Origin of the sequence: Nonomuraea sp. NPDC050536, assembly GCF_044457685.1 — a bacterium.
GTDB lineage: Bacteria > Actinomycetota > Actinomycetes > Streptosporangiales > Streptosporangiaceae > Nonomuraea.
In genome coordinates this window covers 21,476-35,519 of the sequence record NZ_JBITHD010000019.1, presented here as the reverse complement: position 1 = coordinate 35,519, position 14,044 = coordinate 21,476, and the positions used below count along the sequence as shown (strand labels likewise).

11 protein-coding genes are annotated in these 14,044 nt (G+C 69.3%); 5 read left to right on the top strand and 6 right to left on the bottom strand.

Going from position 1 to position 14,044, the window contains the following annotated elements:
* Positions 1–7: 7 nt before the first annotated feature.
* Complete coding sequence (locus tag ACIBHX_RS39405; RefSeq protein ID WP_397072564.1) at positions 8–1,309, bottom strand: ABC transporter substrate-binding protein; 1,302 nt, start codon at positions 1,307–1,309, stop codon at positions 8–10.
* 184 nt (positions 1,310–1,493) lie between these two features.
* Between ACIBHX_RS39405 and ACIBHX_RS39400 the strand changes: the two genes are divergently transcribed.
* Genes ACIBHX_RS39400 through ACIBHX_RS39390 form a run of 3 tightly spaced genes read left to right on the top strand, consistent with a single transcriptional unit; the run spans position 1,494 to position 4,533 of the window.
* Positions 1,494–2,495: an SIS domain-containing protein gene (locus ACIBHX_RS39400; protein ID WP_397072563.1), complete on the top strand. Its 1,002-nt coding sequence runs from the start codon at positions 1,494–1,496 to the stop codon at positions 2,493–2,495.
* Positions 2,496–2,499: 4 nt separating this feature from the next.
* Complete coding sequence (locus tag ACIBHX_RS39395; protein ID WP_397072562.1) at positions 2,500–3,393, top strand: PfkB family carbohydrate kinase; 894 nt, start codon at positions 2,500–2,502, stop codon at positions 3,391–3,393.
* A gap of 36 nt (positions 3,394–3,429) precedes the next feature.
* Positions 3,430–4,533, top strand: coding sequence for a LacI family DNA-binding transcriptional regulator (locus tag ACIBHX_RS39390; RefSeq protein ID WP_397072561.1), 1,104 nt, complete (start codon positions 3,430–3,432; stop codon positions 4,531–4,533).
* 9 nt (positions 4,534–4,542) lie between these two features.
* Here the strand turns inward: ACIBHX_RS39390 and ACIBHX_RS39385 are convergent, their stop codons facing one another.
* A complete protein-coding gene (locus tag ACIBHX_RS39385; RefSeq protein WP_397072560.1) occupies positions 4,543–5,586 on the bottom strand; it encodes a cation diffusion facilitator family transporter in 1,044 nt (347 codons plus the stop codon).
* A gap of 111 nt (positions 5,587–5,697) precedes the next feature.
* Here ACIBHX_RS39385 and ACIBHX_RS39380 point away from each other — a divergent pair, with 111 nt between their 5' ends.
* A complete protein-coding gene (locus ACIBHX_RS39380) occupies positions 5,698–5,991 on the top strand; it encodes an ArsR/SmtB family transcription factor (protein ID WP_397072559.1) in 294 nt (97 codons plus the stop codon).
* Between the two features lie 58 nt (positions 5,992–6,049).
* Here ACIBHX_RS39380 and ACIBHX_RS39375 read toward each other — a convergent pair whose 3' ends face one another.
* Positions 6,050–7,507 carry an LCP family protein gene (locus ACIBHX_RS39375; RefSeq protein ID WP_397072558.1) on the bottom strand — a complete coding sequence of 486 codons (1,458 nt, stop codon included), beginning with the start codon at positions 7,505–7,507 and terminating at the stop codon, positions 6,050–6,052.
* Between the two features lie 62 nt (positions 7,508–7,569).
* Positions 7,570–8,985, bottom strand: coding sequence for an LCP family protein (locus tag ACIBHX_RS39370; protein ID WP_397072557.1), 1,416 nt, complete (start codon positions 8,983–8,985; stop codon positions 7,570–7,572).
* Positions 8,986–9,269: 284 nt separating this feature from the next.
* Between ACIBHX_RS39370 and ACIBHX_RS39365 the strand changes: the two genes are divergently transcribed.
* A complete protein-coding gene (locus ACIBHX_RS39365) occupies positions 9,270–10,574 on the top strand; it encodes a xylan 1,4-beta-xylosidase (RefSeq protein ID WP_397072556.1) in 1,305 nt (434 codons plus the stop codon).
* Positions 10,575–10,622: 48 nt separating this feature from the next.
* Here ACIBHX_RS39365 and ACIBHX_RS39360 read toward each other — a convergent pair whose 3' ends face one another.
* The gene (locus ACIBHX_RS39360) at positions 10,623–12,050 is read right to left on the bottom strand and encodes a sialidase family protein (RefSeq protein ID WP_397072555.1); all 1,428 of its coding nucleotides are present in this window, start codon (positions 12,048–12,050) and stop codon (positions 10,623–10,625) included.
* 13 nt (positions 12,051–12,063) lie between these two features.
* Positions 12,064–13,890 carry a sialidase family protein gene (locus ACIBHX_RS39355; protein ID WP_397072554.1) on the bottom strand — a complete coding sequence of 609 codons (1,827 nt, stop codon included), beginning with the start codon at positions 13,888–13,890 and terminating at the stop codon, positions 12,064–12,066.
* Positions 13,891–14,044: the final 154 nt, after the last annotated feature.

Here is a 14,044-nt window from a genome sequence, read left to right as displayed (position 1 = left end):
GGTGCGGCTACTTGGCCGACGCCGAGGCCTGGCGCACGCTGTCGAGCACCTTCTCGGGGGTCATCGCGCCGGTGATGAGCGCTTCGCCGCCGGACAGCCAGGCGTCGGCGACCTCCGGCACGGTGACCGTGTCGAGCCAGATGGCCAGCCGCGGTGCGCGATTGACCAGCTCGATGCCCTCGAACACGGCCTTGCTCGAGGTCTTCTCCGTGACGGCGCCGACGACCGTGCTGGGCTGGCCGTACGGGGGAGCGGACAGGGTCTTCGCGTTCTCCAGGCCGGTGACGAACTTCATGAAGTCGACGGCGAGTGCGGCGCGCGGTGACCTGGCGTTGACCAGATAACCCTCGGGCGCCCCTTCGATCGTCTTCGGGTCGCCGCCCGCGCCCTGGGGGACGGGCAGCGGGAAGATGCCGAAGTCGGCGGGCTCGAGCCCCTTGCCCGCGGTGGCGTTGTCGAACTCCAGGACCTCCTGGAAGTACATGGCCGCCTTGCCGCGGGAGAAGGCCTCCTGCGCCGTGGTGTAGAGGACGCCGTTGGTGCCCTCGCGGGAGCCGGTGCAGTCGGTGACCAGGGTCTTGAACTGCTTCAGCGCGGTGAGATAGCCGGGGTGGTCGAGCTTGGCCGTCTGGGGCCGGAAGTCGGCTTCCAAGGTCGCGGGCGGCACGTCGTAGGCGAAGAGCTGCTGCAGGTAGTGCAGCGCGGGCCAGCCGTCCTTGTTGCCGAAGGCGATGGGCTCGTAGCCGGCCTTGCGCAGCGCGGCGCAGCTTCCGACGAGCTCTTCGAAGGTGGTGGGCACCTTGACCCCGGCCTTGGCGAACGCGGCCTTGTTGTAGCCCATGAACTTGCCGTCGTTGTAGAGCGGGATCCCGTAGTACTTCCCGTCGTAGGCGAAGGCCGACAGCGAAGCCTTGCTGAACGTCCTGCCCCACGGCGTGCCCGGGCCGATGACCTTGGTGAGGTCGGCGGCGCGGCCGCCGCGGACGAAGTTCTCCGCCCAGTTGCCCGTCCAGGTGAAGTAGATGTCGGGCAGGGCGTTGGAGGCGGTCAGGGTCTTGGTCTTGTCCTTGATGCTCTGGTCCGTCTCCTGGATGAGCTCGACCTTGACCCCGGGATGCGTCCGCTCGTACGCCGCGGCGAGCTTCTCGAAGTAGGAGCTGAGGGGTTCGCCGGCGAACTTGGTGAGGATGCTCAGGGTGCCGGAGAACTCCGGTTTGGCGGCGATGTCGGCCGCGGGGGCGTTCGTCGCCCCGGCTGCGCAGCCGCTGAGGGCGAGGATCGCGAACGTCGTCAGCGCGAGAGGGCGCATGGGCTTCCTTTCTCTCGGGGGAGAGTTGGGCCGACTGTACAGATGAACTGAGACCGGTACCAGCCCTACCATCAAGATCTTTATCGACACGTACGGCAAGCTGGGCTGTTGACGGCGTAGCGATGGCTGTGCCAGGTTGATGCCCGCGTGATACCGGTCTCAGAACTCTTGGAAGGACGCGACGATGCTCGGATTCGACGAGCCCGAATTCCTCTCCCAGCTGGAGAGCGCGGTGGCCTTGCGGCCCGAAATCGAGGAGCTGGTCGACCGCCTCGTCGAGGAGGGCTTCGACAACCTCTTCCTCGTCGGCGCCGGCGGCACATACGCCCAGATGTGGCCGTACGAGCACCTCGCCAGGCGCCGCTCCACCCTCGACGTGCGCGCCGCCATCGCGGCGGAGCTGATCGTCTCCGGTGACGCGAGGCTCGGCGAGCGCTCGGTGGCGATCTTCACCTCGGTCTCGGGCACCACCGACGACAGCATCCGCGCCATCGATTACTGCAGGTCCAAGGGCGCCCACACGATCGGCTTCACCGGCCACCCCGACTCGCCCGTCGCCGAGAAGGTCGACATCGCCCTGGTCACCGAGCCGAAGACGTGGCCCTTCGACATGCAGATGCTGCTGTTCATGGGCAGGCTGCTCTGGCGCAGGGGCGAGTTCGACGGCTACGAGAAGTTCGCCGACGAGTTCGCGAACATCCCGCGGATCCTCCTCGACGTGGCCGAGCAGGCCGAGCCGGCGGCGATCGCCTTCGCCGAGGCGCACCGCGACACCGGCTACCACTTCCTCGTCGGCGGCGGGAACCTGTGGGGCTTCACCTACCTGTACTCCATGTGCATCCTCGAGGAGATGCAGTGGCTGCGCACCACCAGGGTGCACAGCGCCGAGTTCTTCCACGGCTCGCTCGAGCTGCTCGAAGAGGACACCAGTGTGATCATCTTCCAGGGCGAGGACGAGACGCGGCCCCTCACGGAACGCGTCGAGGCCTTCGCCAGGCGGGTGTCCAAGGACGTCACCGTCTTCGACACCCGTGACTACCCGCTCGTGGGCATCAGCCCCGAGTTCCGGGGTCTGCTCGCGCCGCTCGTGCTCGACACCGTGTTGGGCCGCGTCAGCAAGCACCTGGAACGGGTCCGCGACCACTCGCTCGACCTGCGCCGTTACTACCGGGTCATGGACTACTGAGCCCATGGCGAAGGTCCTCGGCTTCGGCGACAACATCGTCGACCGGTTCGTCGACCGCGGCCTCGACTACCCGGGCGGCAACAGCGTGAACGTCGCCGTCTACGCCGGCCGCCTCGGTCTCGAAGCCGCCTACCTGGGAGTCTTCGGCGACGACGGCCTCGGCCGCTTCCTCAGGGAGTCGATCGCCGCCCAGGGAGTCTCCGTCGACCGCTGCGTCGTGCGCGCCGGCGAGACGGGCGTCTCCACCCTGCGCGTCGACGGCGGCGACCGCGTCTTCCTCGGCTGGAACGGCGGCGGCGTCACGGTGCGCGAGCCCCTCGTGCTGGACGGCGAGCTGCTGGCCTACGTGTCGTCCTTCGACCTCGTGCACTCCAGCGTCTACTCGCGCAGCGAAGACGAGCTGCGCAAACTCGCCGGACTCGGCACGCTGGTCAGCTTCGACCTCTCCAGCGAGGAGGAGTTCCGCGCGCCCTCCTACCTCGACCGCGTCTGCCCGCACGCCGACCTGGTGTTACTGTCCTGCTCCCACCTCGACGAAGCCGCCACGCGGGCCCTGCTGTCCGACGCCGTACGACGGGGTGCCCGGCTCGCGCTCGGCACCCGTGGCGTCGACGGGGCCATCGCCACCGACGGCCGCGTCACGATGGCCACCACGGCCCACCGCGTCGAGAACCCGATCGACACGATGGGCTGCGGCGACGCCTTCCTGGCCGGCTTCGCCGTCTCGCTGCTGCGCCGCGGCTGGTCCGCGGAGGCCGCCGCCCGCCCCGGCATGATCGAGGAGGCCCTGCGCGGGGGCGCGCAGGCGGCCTACGAGCAGTGCTTCGTCGAAGGCGCCTTCGGGTACGGCAGGCCCACTGCGCTACGCACGGGGCTACCCACCGTGACTAGCATGTGATGAGCCTCCGGACGCGAGAAATGAGGGACGCCATCCATGCCAGCTGAGCGGGGCCAGGGTCGGGCTGAGCGTGGGCGGCCGACGATCTCCGAGGTGGCCGCGGAGGCGGGCGTCGGCAGGGCGACGGCCGGCCGTACCCTCGGCGGATACGGATACGTCAGCCCGGAGCTGCGCGAGCGGGTGCTGGCGGCGGCCGAGAAGCTCGGCTACCGGGCGAACGCGCTCGCGCGGAGCATGTCGACCGGCGTGACCCACACCCTCGGGGTGATCGTCGCCGACATCGGCAACCCGTTCTTCGCCGGCGTGGTGCGCGGCATCTGCGACACCTCGCGTGCGCGCGGCTTCGACACGATCGTGCTGAGCACGTACGAGAACCTCGAAGAGGAGATCGCGGCCACGAACGTGCTCATCGACAAGCGCGTCGACGGCGTCATCATCGCCTCGGCCGCGGTCGACAAGCGCGAGGTGGCGCACATCGAGGCGGCCATGGACCGCGGCATCCCCGTGGTCCTCGTCGACCGCGCGATCTCCGCGCTCGACCTCGACGCGGTGGTCATCGACAACCGCGACGCGGCGCGCGAAGCCGTCGAGACGCTCATCGAGGCGGGCCATCGCCGCATCGGGTTCGTGTGGGGGCCGCCCGCGCCGCAGGCGCCCGCCACCCGGCGCGAGCTGCTCGCGGAGGCGTCGCGCAACCTGTGGACCGACGGCGAGCGGTTGCGCGGCTACCTCGACGCGCTCGACGACGCGCGCATCCCGTTCGACCCCGAGCTGGTGATGGTCGGGCCCAAGGTCGAGGAGCGGGCCACGCAGGAGGTGGCCAGGATGCTCGCCCTCCCCGACCGGATCACCGCGTTGTTCTGCACGGAGACCGACGCGGTGACCGGCGCGCTGCGCGCCCTGCGCGCCGCCGGGTTGTCCTACCCGCGCGACGTCGCGCTCATCGGCTTCGACGACAGCGCGTGGGCGGCGGTCATGGAGCCGCCGCTGACGATGATCGAGCAGCCCGTCCACCAGCTCGGCGAGAAGGCGGCGCAGATGCTCCTCGACACCCTCGACGGCGCGGAACCACGCCGCGAGATGCACACGCTCCGCTCTCGCATGATCCGCCGCTCCTCAGTCGCTCCACTCCCTACCTGACCGTCCGCGTTAAAGGTGGGTTGTCAGGGCGGCGTGGTGATCGACGCCGGCGGGTCCGTCCGGGTCGGCGTGGACGGTGGCGGCGCGTAGGCGGGGCAGGTCGTGGATGAGCCGGTGCTCGGCCTCGACCGCGACGGCGTGGGCCTGGACCAGGGAGAGTTCGTGGCTGACCGCGATGTCCACCTCGGCGCGCAGCGCGTGACCGATCCAGCGCAGCCGTACCGACCCCACCCGCCGCACCCCGGGGACCGTTGTCAGGATCGTCTCGGCCTGCTGGACCAGCTTCGGGTCGACCGCGTCCATGAGCCGGTGGTAGATCTCGCGGGCCGCGTCACGCAGCACGAACAGGATCGCCACGGTGATGAGCAGGCCGACGACGGGGTCGGCGATGGGGAAGCCGAGTGCCGCGCCGCCAGCTCCAAGGAGTACGGCAAGCGAGGTGAACCCATCGGTGCGGGCATGCAACCCGTCGGCCACCAGCGCGGCGGAGCCGATCTCCCGGCCCACCTTGATGCGGTATCGCGCGACCCACTCGTTGCCGAGGAATCCGACGACCGCCGCGGCGGCCACCCAGCCCAGCGCCCGCACGTCCTGCGGGTGGAGAAGACGCGTGATCGCCTCGTAGCCGGCCAGGGCGGACGAGGCCGCGATCAGGAGCACGATGATGATCCCGGCCAGGTCCTCGGCCCTGCCGTACCCGTAGGTGAAGCGGCGCGTGGCCGCCCGCCGCCCCAGCGAGAACGCGATGGCCAGCGGGACCGCGGTCAGCGCGTCGGCGAAGTTGTGCAGCGTGTCGCCGAGCAACGCCACCGAGCCGGAGACGGCCACGATGACCGCCTGGATGAGCGCGGTGACCACGAGCGCGGCGAAGGAGACGGCCAGCACCCGGATCCCGCGGCTGCTGGATTCCAGCGCCGAGTCGGTCTTGTCCGCGCTGTCGTGGCTGTGCGGGGCGAAGGCGTGGCCGGCGCGGGAGATCACCCGCTTCAGCGCGCCCCCATGCCCATGGCCGTGCCCGTGCCCATGGCCATGCCCGTGCGATTGTTCAGCCATGCCGCGCCTCGCTTGCGTTGAACGTCGTCGGGAGGATTATATGTAGCCATGTATGCACGCGACAACGGATCAGGTGCCACCTCGCCGCAACAGCAACCGACAAGCGCGCAGGTGGATACCGCGGTCGACGCGTTCCGCATGCTCAGCGACGCCACCCGGCTCCGGCTGATGTGGCTGCTGTCCCACGGCGAGTACGACGTGAGTTCCCTGGCCACCGCCATCGAGGTGGCCAGGCCGTCCGTCTCTCAGCATCTGGCCAAGCTGCGCCTGTCCGGGCTGGTGGAGACCCGGCGGGACGGCCGTCGTGTGCTCTACCGCGCCCGCGACGTCCACGTCCGGGCCCTCATCAACGAGGCGCTCTTCCACGCCGACCACGAGGTCTCCGGCATCCCCCGACACGAATGACCCCCAGGCGTCGGACCGTGTCTCCGGCTGCTGGTGGTCTTGATGTACGGGGGAGGGCTCAGCCGTAGGAGAGGTTGGAGCATGGGTCGTCGTCCGCGGAGCGTGCCTTGCCGGTGAACGTCGTGGGGGCCGGTGTCGGGGTGGCCGCCGGGGTGTAGTCGGTGCCGAGGACGAGCGTGATTCCCGGCGTGGTGGTCTGTTGGAGGTGGGCTCGGGGGAACATGCGGGCGACGGATTTCGCCTGGTCGGCGGTGGCCGCGCCGTACTGGATGGTGGTCTTGAGCGATTGCTGCGAGGCGGCGGTGCCGACGGCGGTGACGGTGAAGCCGGCGGCCTTGAGCTTGGCCGCGGCGCGGGCGGCCAGGCCGTGGACCGTGGTCCCGTTGTAGACGGCCAGACGGATTCCCGCGCCGGAGATGGGAGTGCTCGGCTTCGGGGAGGGGCGGGTTCTGCCGCTGGCGTCGGTGCCGTCAAGGGTGCGGTCGGCCCTGAGCGCGGCCCACAGCTCGTCGGCGTCGGGGTGGACGATCGCGACGCGCGTACCCTGATAGCGCCACGGCAGGGTGATGAACTTGGTGTTGTGCAGGTCGATGTCCTTCAGACCGAGGGCGAAGGACAGCAGTTTCTGGGCCGAGCCGAGCCCGGGGTCGACCGTCATCGCGGAGGCGGCGGCCTCGGCCAGCGGGAGCAGGGTGCCGGGATCCAGCCCCTGGGCCTTGACCTTCTTGATCAGGCCGGCGATGAAGGCCTGCTGACGCTTGATGCGGCCGATGTCGGAGCCGTCGCCGATGCCGTGTCGGATGCGCACATAGTCCAGAGCCTTCTGGCCGGAGACGGTCTGGGGACCCTTGGCGAACAGAAGCTGACCGCGGGAGGCGCGATTCGGGTTGAGGTCGCCCTGGTAGACGTCGTTGGGCAGGCAGACCTGGACACCGCCGACCGCCTCGGTGATCTTGGCGAAGCCGTTGAAGTCGACCACGATCGTGTGGTCGACGCGCAGGCCGGTCAGCTTCTCCACGGTGTTCTGCGTGCAGGCGGGGTTGCCCTTGGCGGTCAGGCCCACCGAGAAGGCGGCATTGAACATCACGCCGGTCTGGGGCGCGGTCCAGGTGCCGTTGGGCAGCCGGCAGCGGGGGATGTCGACCAGTGTGTCGCGCGGGATCGAGACGGCCACCGCGTGCTTGTTGTCGCGATAGACGTGCACCAGCAGCGTCGTGTCGGAGCGCCCGACGTCACCGCTGCCGCCGCCCAGCCTGGCGTTGCCGCCGGAGCGGGAGTCGGAGCCGAGCACCAGGATATTCTGCCCGGCGACGTTGGCCGCGGGGCGGTTACCTTCGACGCCCTGCTCGTCGAAGGTGCTGATGCTGGAGTCGAACTTGACGTAGATCGTGCCGACCACACCCGCGACCACGGCGACCAGGGTCGCGCAGATGAGCACCACCAGTGGCATCCTGCCGCGGGAGCGCCGCGGAGCCCGGCGCTGCCCGCGCCGGGTTCCTCTGGTACGTGTGCTCATGCTTGCTCCCGCGCCCGATTTTATAGTTGCGCAATATAGCAAGCATTGAGTCGGTGCCCATCCTAAGCCGAGCAGGCGTCCGACAGTTTGCCCGTCGCCGCCACCAGGGTTCTGGTGGGTTTCGGCGAGTGGGTGGTGCTGGGTTTGGCCTGGACCGGGGTCGTGGTGGCATGCGAGCGGGCGATGGCCTTGCGCACGTCGGCCCTGATGCGGCGGAAGTCCGGGTAGGCCGGGTTGTACTTCGGCGGGACGAACGACAGCGTGGTGACGCGGGCCTTCTTGACCGTGTCGGCCAGCGGCACCAGGTCCTGCAGCCTGCCGCGCGGGATGTCGGTCTTGAACGTCTGACGAGCAGCACGGGCGAGCTGGTTGAACTTGAACAGCACGGTGGAGGGGTCGAGCTGGTTGAGCATGGCGGAGATGACGCAGTGCTGGCGGCGCATCCGGGTGTGGTTGTCGCCGCCGGCGCAGGTGGATCCGTCGTGGTCGCGGGCCCTGCCGTACCAGAGGGCGTCGTTGCCGTTCAGCACGCGGGTGCCGGCTTTGATGACGCCGCCGTCGCTGCGGCCCACGCCGTAGCAGATGTTCTGCTCGACGTGGATGCGTACGCCGCCGAGCGCGTCGATGAGGTGGGCCACGCCCCACATGTTGACCAGCACGTAGTAGTCGATCTTCAGGCCGAGGATCTGGCTGACCGCGCCCTTGATCGCGTCCGGGGCGCGGGTGGGGGAGTTGTGGAACGGCTCGGGGTGCATGTCGGCGTACATCCAGACGGCGTTGAGCAGGTCCTCGGCTTCGCGGCCCGGCCCTGAGATGTAGAAGCCCTTGGGCGCTGGGAAGAGCCTGCCCATCACGCTGTCCTTGGGGAACGGGGCGTTCTCCATCTCTCTGGGCAGCGCGAACAGCACCGTGTCGCCAGTCTTGACGTCGATGCTGGCCACGTTGATGCTGTCGGTGCGGATGCTGGTCCCGCGCCGGTCCGCGGCGCCGTCGCCGCCGAGCATCAGGATGTTGATCCGGTCGCGGCCGGCCCATGGGTCGGCGTGATTGATGGGGGTGGGCTCCTCGGGGGCGGTGAAGACGTCGCCCAGCGTGTCGTTCACCTCTGAGACGGCTCGGGAGGCCACCACGAACGGCGCCAGCACCGCCGCCACCAGCACCAGCGCCACCGCATCCGACCACACCAGCCGCCGCCGCGGCCGCAGCGTCGCGTAGGAGGCGATCACCAGCAGCCCCCACGTCACGCCGACGCCGATGGCGCCTCCGGTGAGCGCCCGCGCCCATGACGCCTCGGTCAGTACGGCCGCGCCGCCCGACGAGACCACCATCACCGCCACGGTCGCGCCCGCGCCGAGGAACAGCGCCAGCAGACCGAACCCGACCACCCGATGCCCGGCCCGCAGATGCGCGGCCCCCGGAACCAGGATCGACAGCAGCGTCCAGCCGATGGCCGCTCCCGCACCCCGCTTGTTACCCATCTGCCCTCTTGATCAGAGTCTTGGTCAACCTCCGAGGTCCGTTATGGCGGCACTCGCGATCATAGATTCGGGCACGCTTGCCCGGGTGCGCAACTTTTTGACTGTCTTGCAACCAAGCGCGCTCGTTTCATGAGAGTTGCCTGAGAACTGTCGGCTCCACCTGGTCTCCGGTATGCCGGACATGCCACTCTCCGTTGGGCGAGAGTCATGACGATCGGGTGAGGGGTCTGATGGGGTGGCGTGGCAGGGGTTCGACGCGGCTTCGCCGGACCACGACCGTCGTCATGGCGGCGCTCGTGGTGGCCGGGATGTCGGCGTGCTCGGCGGTCGCTCCTGAAGGCGCGACCACGGCGGGGGGCCCGGCGAGCGCGCCCGCGACTTCGGCCGTGGCCGAGCCTCCGCCCGTGGATCCCGGCTGGCCGCGCTGGGGACTCACGCACACCCAGACCAGCGGCAACAACGGCGACCAGCGGCTGCTCGACGGCGCTTCCCAGACCTTGTCACGGGTTCCGATGCTGCAGAACCAGCACATCATGGGCTTCGGCGTGGGCAACCCGGAGGAGCAGCCCGGCGAGTTCCACTTCGAGGATCTCGACAGCCGTATGCGGCTCATGGACCGTTCCGGCGGCCTGCCCGTGATCACGCTGTGTTGCGCGCCTGACTGGATGAAGGGCGGGCCCGCGGGGCAGACCTCCTGGCAGAAGGAGCACTTCGAGGCGGCGCCGGAGCCGGCGCATTTCGACGACTTCGCCAAGCTGGCCGCTGCGGTCGCGCAACGCTACGACAATGTCGACTACTTCATGGTGTGGAACGAGCTCAAGGGCTTCTGGCCCGATCACTCCCAGCCGCCGGACATCGCGGGCTACACCACCTTCTACAACAAGGTCTACGACGCGGTGAAGGCCGTCAGGCCGGACGCCAAGATCGGCGGGCCGTACCTCGGCATGGACAGCGTCAGCGACGTCGATGCGTCCGAGCTCAAGGGCAAGTGGGGCGCGGTGGACCAGCCGGTCCTGGACGCCTTCGACTACTGGAACAAGCACAAGAGGGGCGCCGACTTCGTCGTCGTCGACGGCGCCTCTCCTACGGACGACCATGAGCTGCTGCCCGACCCGTTCGGCGCCACGGCCAAGTTCGGCGCGGCCACCCGGTGGCTGCGCGAGAAGACGGGCAACCTGCCGATCTGGTGGTCGGAGTGGTACATCATGCCCGAGGACGGCAAGACCAAGTGGCCGGAGGACATGCGGCTGGCGGTGCAGGCGGTCTCCATGATCGAACTCGCGGCCTCCGGCGCCGCCACCGCCCTGTACTGGAATCCGCAGACCAAGCAGGGCGACTGCGCTGGCTGCATGTGGAGTTCTCAGGATGGCTCCGCGCTCCCCACCGGCGACCTGATCAGCAACTTCGTCAGGTGGTTCCCGGCCGGCACCAAGCTGCGCCAGGTCATCACCTCCGATTCCAGGGTCCGCGTGCTGGCGCAGAAGGACAAGCTCCTGATGGTCAACACCACGGGGGGCCGGCTGAGCGCGACGGTGGACGGCAAAAGCGTCACACTCGCGCCATACGAGATCAAGTGGACGAACGGCTGAGCATCTCTGAACTCCAGTGGGGCCGGGCTGTCACCCGGCCCCACTGCGCTAGCGGGCGGTGCGGAGTTCGGTCGGGGCGGGTTCGCCGGTCGCGACCGCGGTGTCGGGGGCGAGCCTGGCGGGGCCGCCGGTGATCGGGCGGCCGCCGGTGAAGGTGAACGTGTTCTCGTTGAACGTGCTGCCGCTCGGGGCGGTGGCGACGGTGAAGGCGGCGAACGCGTTGCCGCCGGGGATGACCGAGGTGGAGATGTAGTCGCCGACCATCCGGCCCTGGCTGGTGTTGGCGATCCACGACAGCGTCATCGGCCCCTGGATCTGCGTGGGCGCCGCCCAGCTGCCGCCTCCGTTGGTGGAGGAGGTGTAGCCCACGGTCAGCTGGCAGGTCGCGGCCGTGCAGTTGGCGGTCGGGTAGCGGTAGTAGGTCACCGCGACTCTGGCCGTACCGCCCGAGGTCGTGCGGTCGACGCCGATGCCCGGGATGAAGTGGTCACCGCCGTCGGCGGTGACGCGGGTGACGGCGCCCCAGGTGGTCTCACTGGTCGACTTGGACATCACGATGTCGTTGGCCGGGCAGCCGGACTGGAAGCGGCAGTCCTGCCACACCACGTAGGCCGTGCCGGCCGAGTCGATCTCCGCGCTGGGCAGCGGCTCGCTGCGCAGGCCTCCGGCGACCGCGTGGTCCTGGACGGTGGCGATCAGGACGGTGGCCCGCCAGCTCACGCCGCCGTCGATCGAGCGGAAGGAGCGGACCTGGTTGCTGTTGCTCAGGTAGGGCACCAGCACGGTCCCGTTCGGGCGTACCACGGGCTGCCCGCCCAGGCCGGTGGCGGAGGTGCTGACCACGGTCCAGTTGAGTCCGCCGTTCGTGGAGCGGGCGATCTTGATCGCGTTGCCCGCGCCGTTGTCGTCGAACTCGGTGTAGCAGCGGCCGAAGAACGGGCTGGCCGAGGTGTTGTCGCAGGCGATCCAGTTCTTGTCCAGGTTGCCGCCGCCGGCCGAGGCGGTGGTGACCGGGTTGCTCCAGGTCAGCCCGCCGTCGGTGGACCGGCTGGTCACGACGGCGGCGCCCACGACGCCGCTGGTGTCGGTGAGGGCCAGCGAGGAGATCATCCAGACGTTGTGCATGGCGTCGAAGGCCACTGACGGGTCGCTGACCCGGTTGAAGGTGCCTCCGGCGAACGTGGTGATGCCGGGCAGGTTGCCCCTGGTCCATGTCGCGCCGTTGTTGGTGGAGGTGGCGAAGGCGATGTCGGAGGAGCCGCCGTCGAAGAAGCGGCCCGTCTGCTGGGCGGTCACGATGGTCGAGCCGAACTGGAAGGAGTCGGGCTCGACCTGGGTCTTGTGCTGGCTGGTGCCGTTGGTGAAGGTGTCGGCGCCGATCTCGGTCACCGCGACGTTGGCCAGCACCGGGGCGGCGAAGAGGGTGAGCGCCGCGAAGATCACGACCGGTAAGGCCGTCAGTCTTCTGGAGAGCATGGTGTGCCTCCTGCTAATCGGGAACTCTCGCGGTGTAGATGTCCTGGTCGTTGGCCGGATCGGCCTGGGGCGCCGGCACGGTGCACACCTCGGGCGGGCCGCCTCCCGGGCACAGGAACGGCGCGGGTGCGCGCGTGTCGGACCACGACGGGTAGGCCGTGTCGGAGGTGGCCGATACCTGGATGTAGTCGCCGTAGAACGTGCCGCCGAACTGGGTGGGCGGCGGCATGCTGGAGGAGGTCACGCGCCGGGTCTGGAAGGCTCCGCCGTACCGGAGCGACAGGGAGATGTCGGAGAAGCCGGTCTGCTGGTCGTCGCCGTAGCGGCGGTCGTAGGCGATGACCACGAGCCTGCCTGACGGTGAGAAGTCCATGCCCTGCCAGAACTGGTCGCTCTTGTCGCCCACCGAGGGCAGGGTGCGCACGTCGGCAGAGCCGCCGGTGAAGCCGCCGCCCGCGGTGGAGGACTCGGAGACCACGATGTCGTTGTTGCAGTCGCCCTTCACGCCGTTGTAGAGCGGGTTGCCCAGGGGACCGGTGAACCCGGCGGGCGTGCAGGAGCCGGAGTTGCGGTTGAGGTAGGAGCCGTAGGTCACGACGACCTGGCTGGGGTTGCGCGGGTTGACCGCGACGTAGGGGTAGTTGGCCGCGCGGAAGATCGACTTGGTGGTGGTGCCCTTCTCCGGGACGCAGGCACGGCCCGGGTCCGCGCCGCCCTGGTATGTGGGGCAGTCAGGCAGCTCGAAGTAGTCGCCGACCTTGACCGGCGGGGAGAACGTGGCGCCACCGTCGGTCGAGCGCGCCAGCAGGATCTGCAGGTGGTTGTCTCCGGCGCTCGTGGGCGTGGTGTTGGAGTTGGCCCAGGTCACGTAGAGCGCGCCGTCCGGGCCCACCGCCGGGTCGGAGAACTGGTTGACGTTGCACGAGCCCTGCGGCGTCGGGATGCCGAAGGTGTTCGAGCACAGTGCCGAGTTCGAGCTGATCAGCACCGGGGCGCTGAAGCTCTCGCCGTAGTCGGCGGAGTGGGCGCCGTAGATGTAGGCGGTGCCGTCGGCGGCGAAGGTCGTCCACGTGACGTAGATCCGGTCGCGGAACGGACTGGCCACATAGTGGTCGACGGTCAAGAGCTGCTTGTCGAGCAGGAAGTCGCCTGCGCCCGCCAGGTCGTCGTGCTCGGCCACCGGCCGTCCGGCGAAGTTGAACGATGCCCCGCCCGTGCCCGTGGACCTGTAGACGTAGAACGCGCTGGACTGGTCGGCGTCCTCGGTGACGCCGTTGCCGCGCTTGAACACCTGGCACGACAGGTAGGCGTTGCCGCGGCTGTCCCAGGCCACCGAGGTGTCGCCACCGGCCTGCCAGTACTCGCGGGGGAAGCCGCCGAACGTGCCGCCCCTGGTGAACCCGTTCGGGGTCGTGGCGTCGGCCCAGTGCGACCCGCCGTCGGCGCTGTAGGACACGCCGCAGGTGCCGTCGCCGCGCCGGTAGTCGTTGTAGGAGGAGACGACCTGCCGCGGGTTGTTCGGGTTGGCGGCGATCCACGTCTCGTTCTGCGCCTGGCCGCGGCCGTGCAGGTCGGGATCGGTGATGTTGGCGCAGTTCTGGTTGACCTTGATGTTGTCGCCGCGGCGGCCGTCGCAGCTCGGGGTGGCCTTCCTGAATCCGGTCAGCGCCTGCCTGGCGGCGCTGGTCTCGGCGAGCGCGTCGGTGAGCGCGCCCGAGGCGAGCCGCTTCTGCCATGGCTTGAGGTCGTTGTAGCCGAAGCTCGAGGCCGTGGCGGTGGGGGCGACCGCCCCCAGGAGTAAGAGTGTGCTGGTCAGAACGAGGGCATGGCGAAAACGCATCCTGCCTCCAAGACACGATGAGGGTGTAGCCGGGTTCCCCCCGACGATGCCCCACCCGGTTCGGAGGGATGACCCGCGAACGCGACCGTATGCCCGACCTTCTGCACCGCCAACCCCTGAACAATGTCCGCATCCGGACATACAGTGGTGACAT

Excerpts from the sequence above, each read along its gene's own strand:
- ACIBHX_RS39400 (WP_397072563.1), top strand. The coding sequence starts at position 1,494 with ATGCTCGGATTCGACGAGCCCGAATTCCTCTCCCAGCTGGAGAGCGCG.
- ACIBHX_RS39385 (WP_397072560.1), bottom strand. The coding sequence starts at position 5,586 with ATGGCTGAACAATCGCACGGGCATGGCCATGGGCACGGGCACGGCCAT.
- ACIBHX_RS39365 (WP_397072556.1), top strand. The coding sequence starts at position 9,270 with ATGGCGGCGCTCGTGGTGGCCGGGATGTCGGCGTGCTCGGCGGTCGCT.
- ACIBHX_RS39355 (WP_397072554.1), bottom strand. The coding sequence starts at position 13,890 with ATGCGTTTTCGCCATGCCCTCGTTCTGACCAGCACACTCTTACTCCTG.
- ACIBHX_RS39390 (WP_397072561.1), top strand. The coding sequence starts at position 3,430 with ATGCCAGCTGAGCGGGGCCAGGGTCGGGCTGAGCGTGGGCGGCCGACG.
- ACIBHX_RS39360 (WP_397072555.1), bottom strand. The coding sequence starts at position 12,050 with ATGCTCTCCAGAAGACTGACGGCCTTACCGGTCGTGATCTTCGCGGCG.
- ACIBHX_RS39375 (WP_397072558.1), bottom strand. The coding sequence starts at position 7,507 with ATGAGCACACGTACCAGAGGAACCCGGCGCGGGCAGCGCCGGGCTCCG.
- ACIBHX_RS39370 (WP_397072557.1), bottom strand. The coding sequence starts at position 8,985 with ATGGGTAACAAGCGGGGTGCGGGAGCGGCCATCGGCTGGACGCTGCTG.
- ACIBHX_RS39395 (WP_397072562.1), top strand. The coding sequence starts at position 2,500 with ATGGCGAAGGTCCTCGGCTTCGGCGACAACATCGTCGACCGGTTCGTC.
- ACIBHX_RS39405 (WP_397072564.1), bottom strand. The coding sequence starts at position 1,309 with ATGCGCCCTCTCGCGCTGACGACGTTCGCGATCCTCGCCCTCAGCGGC.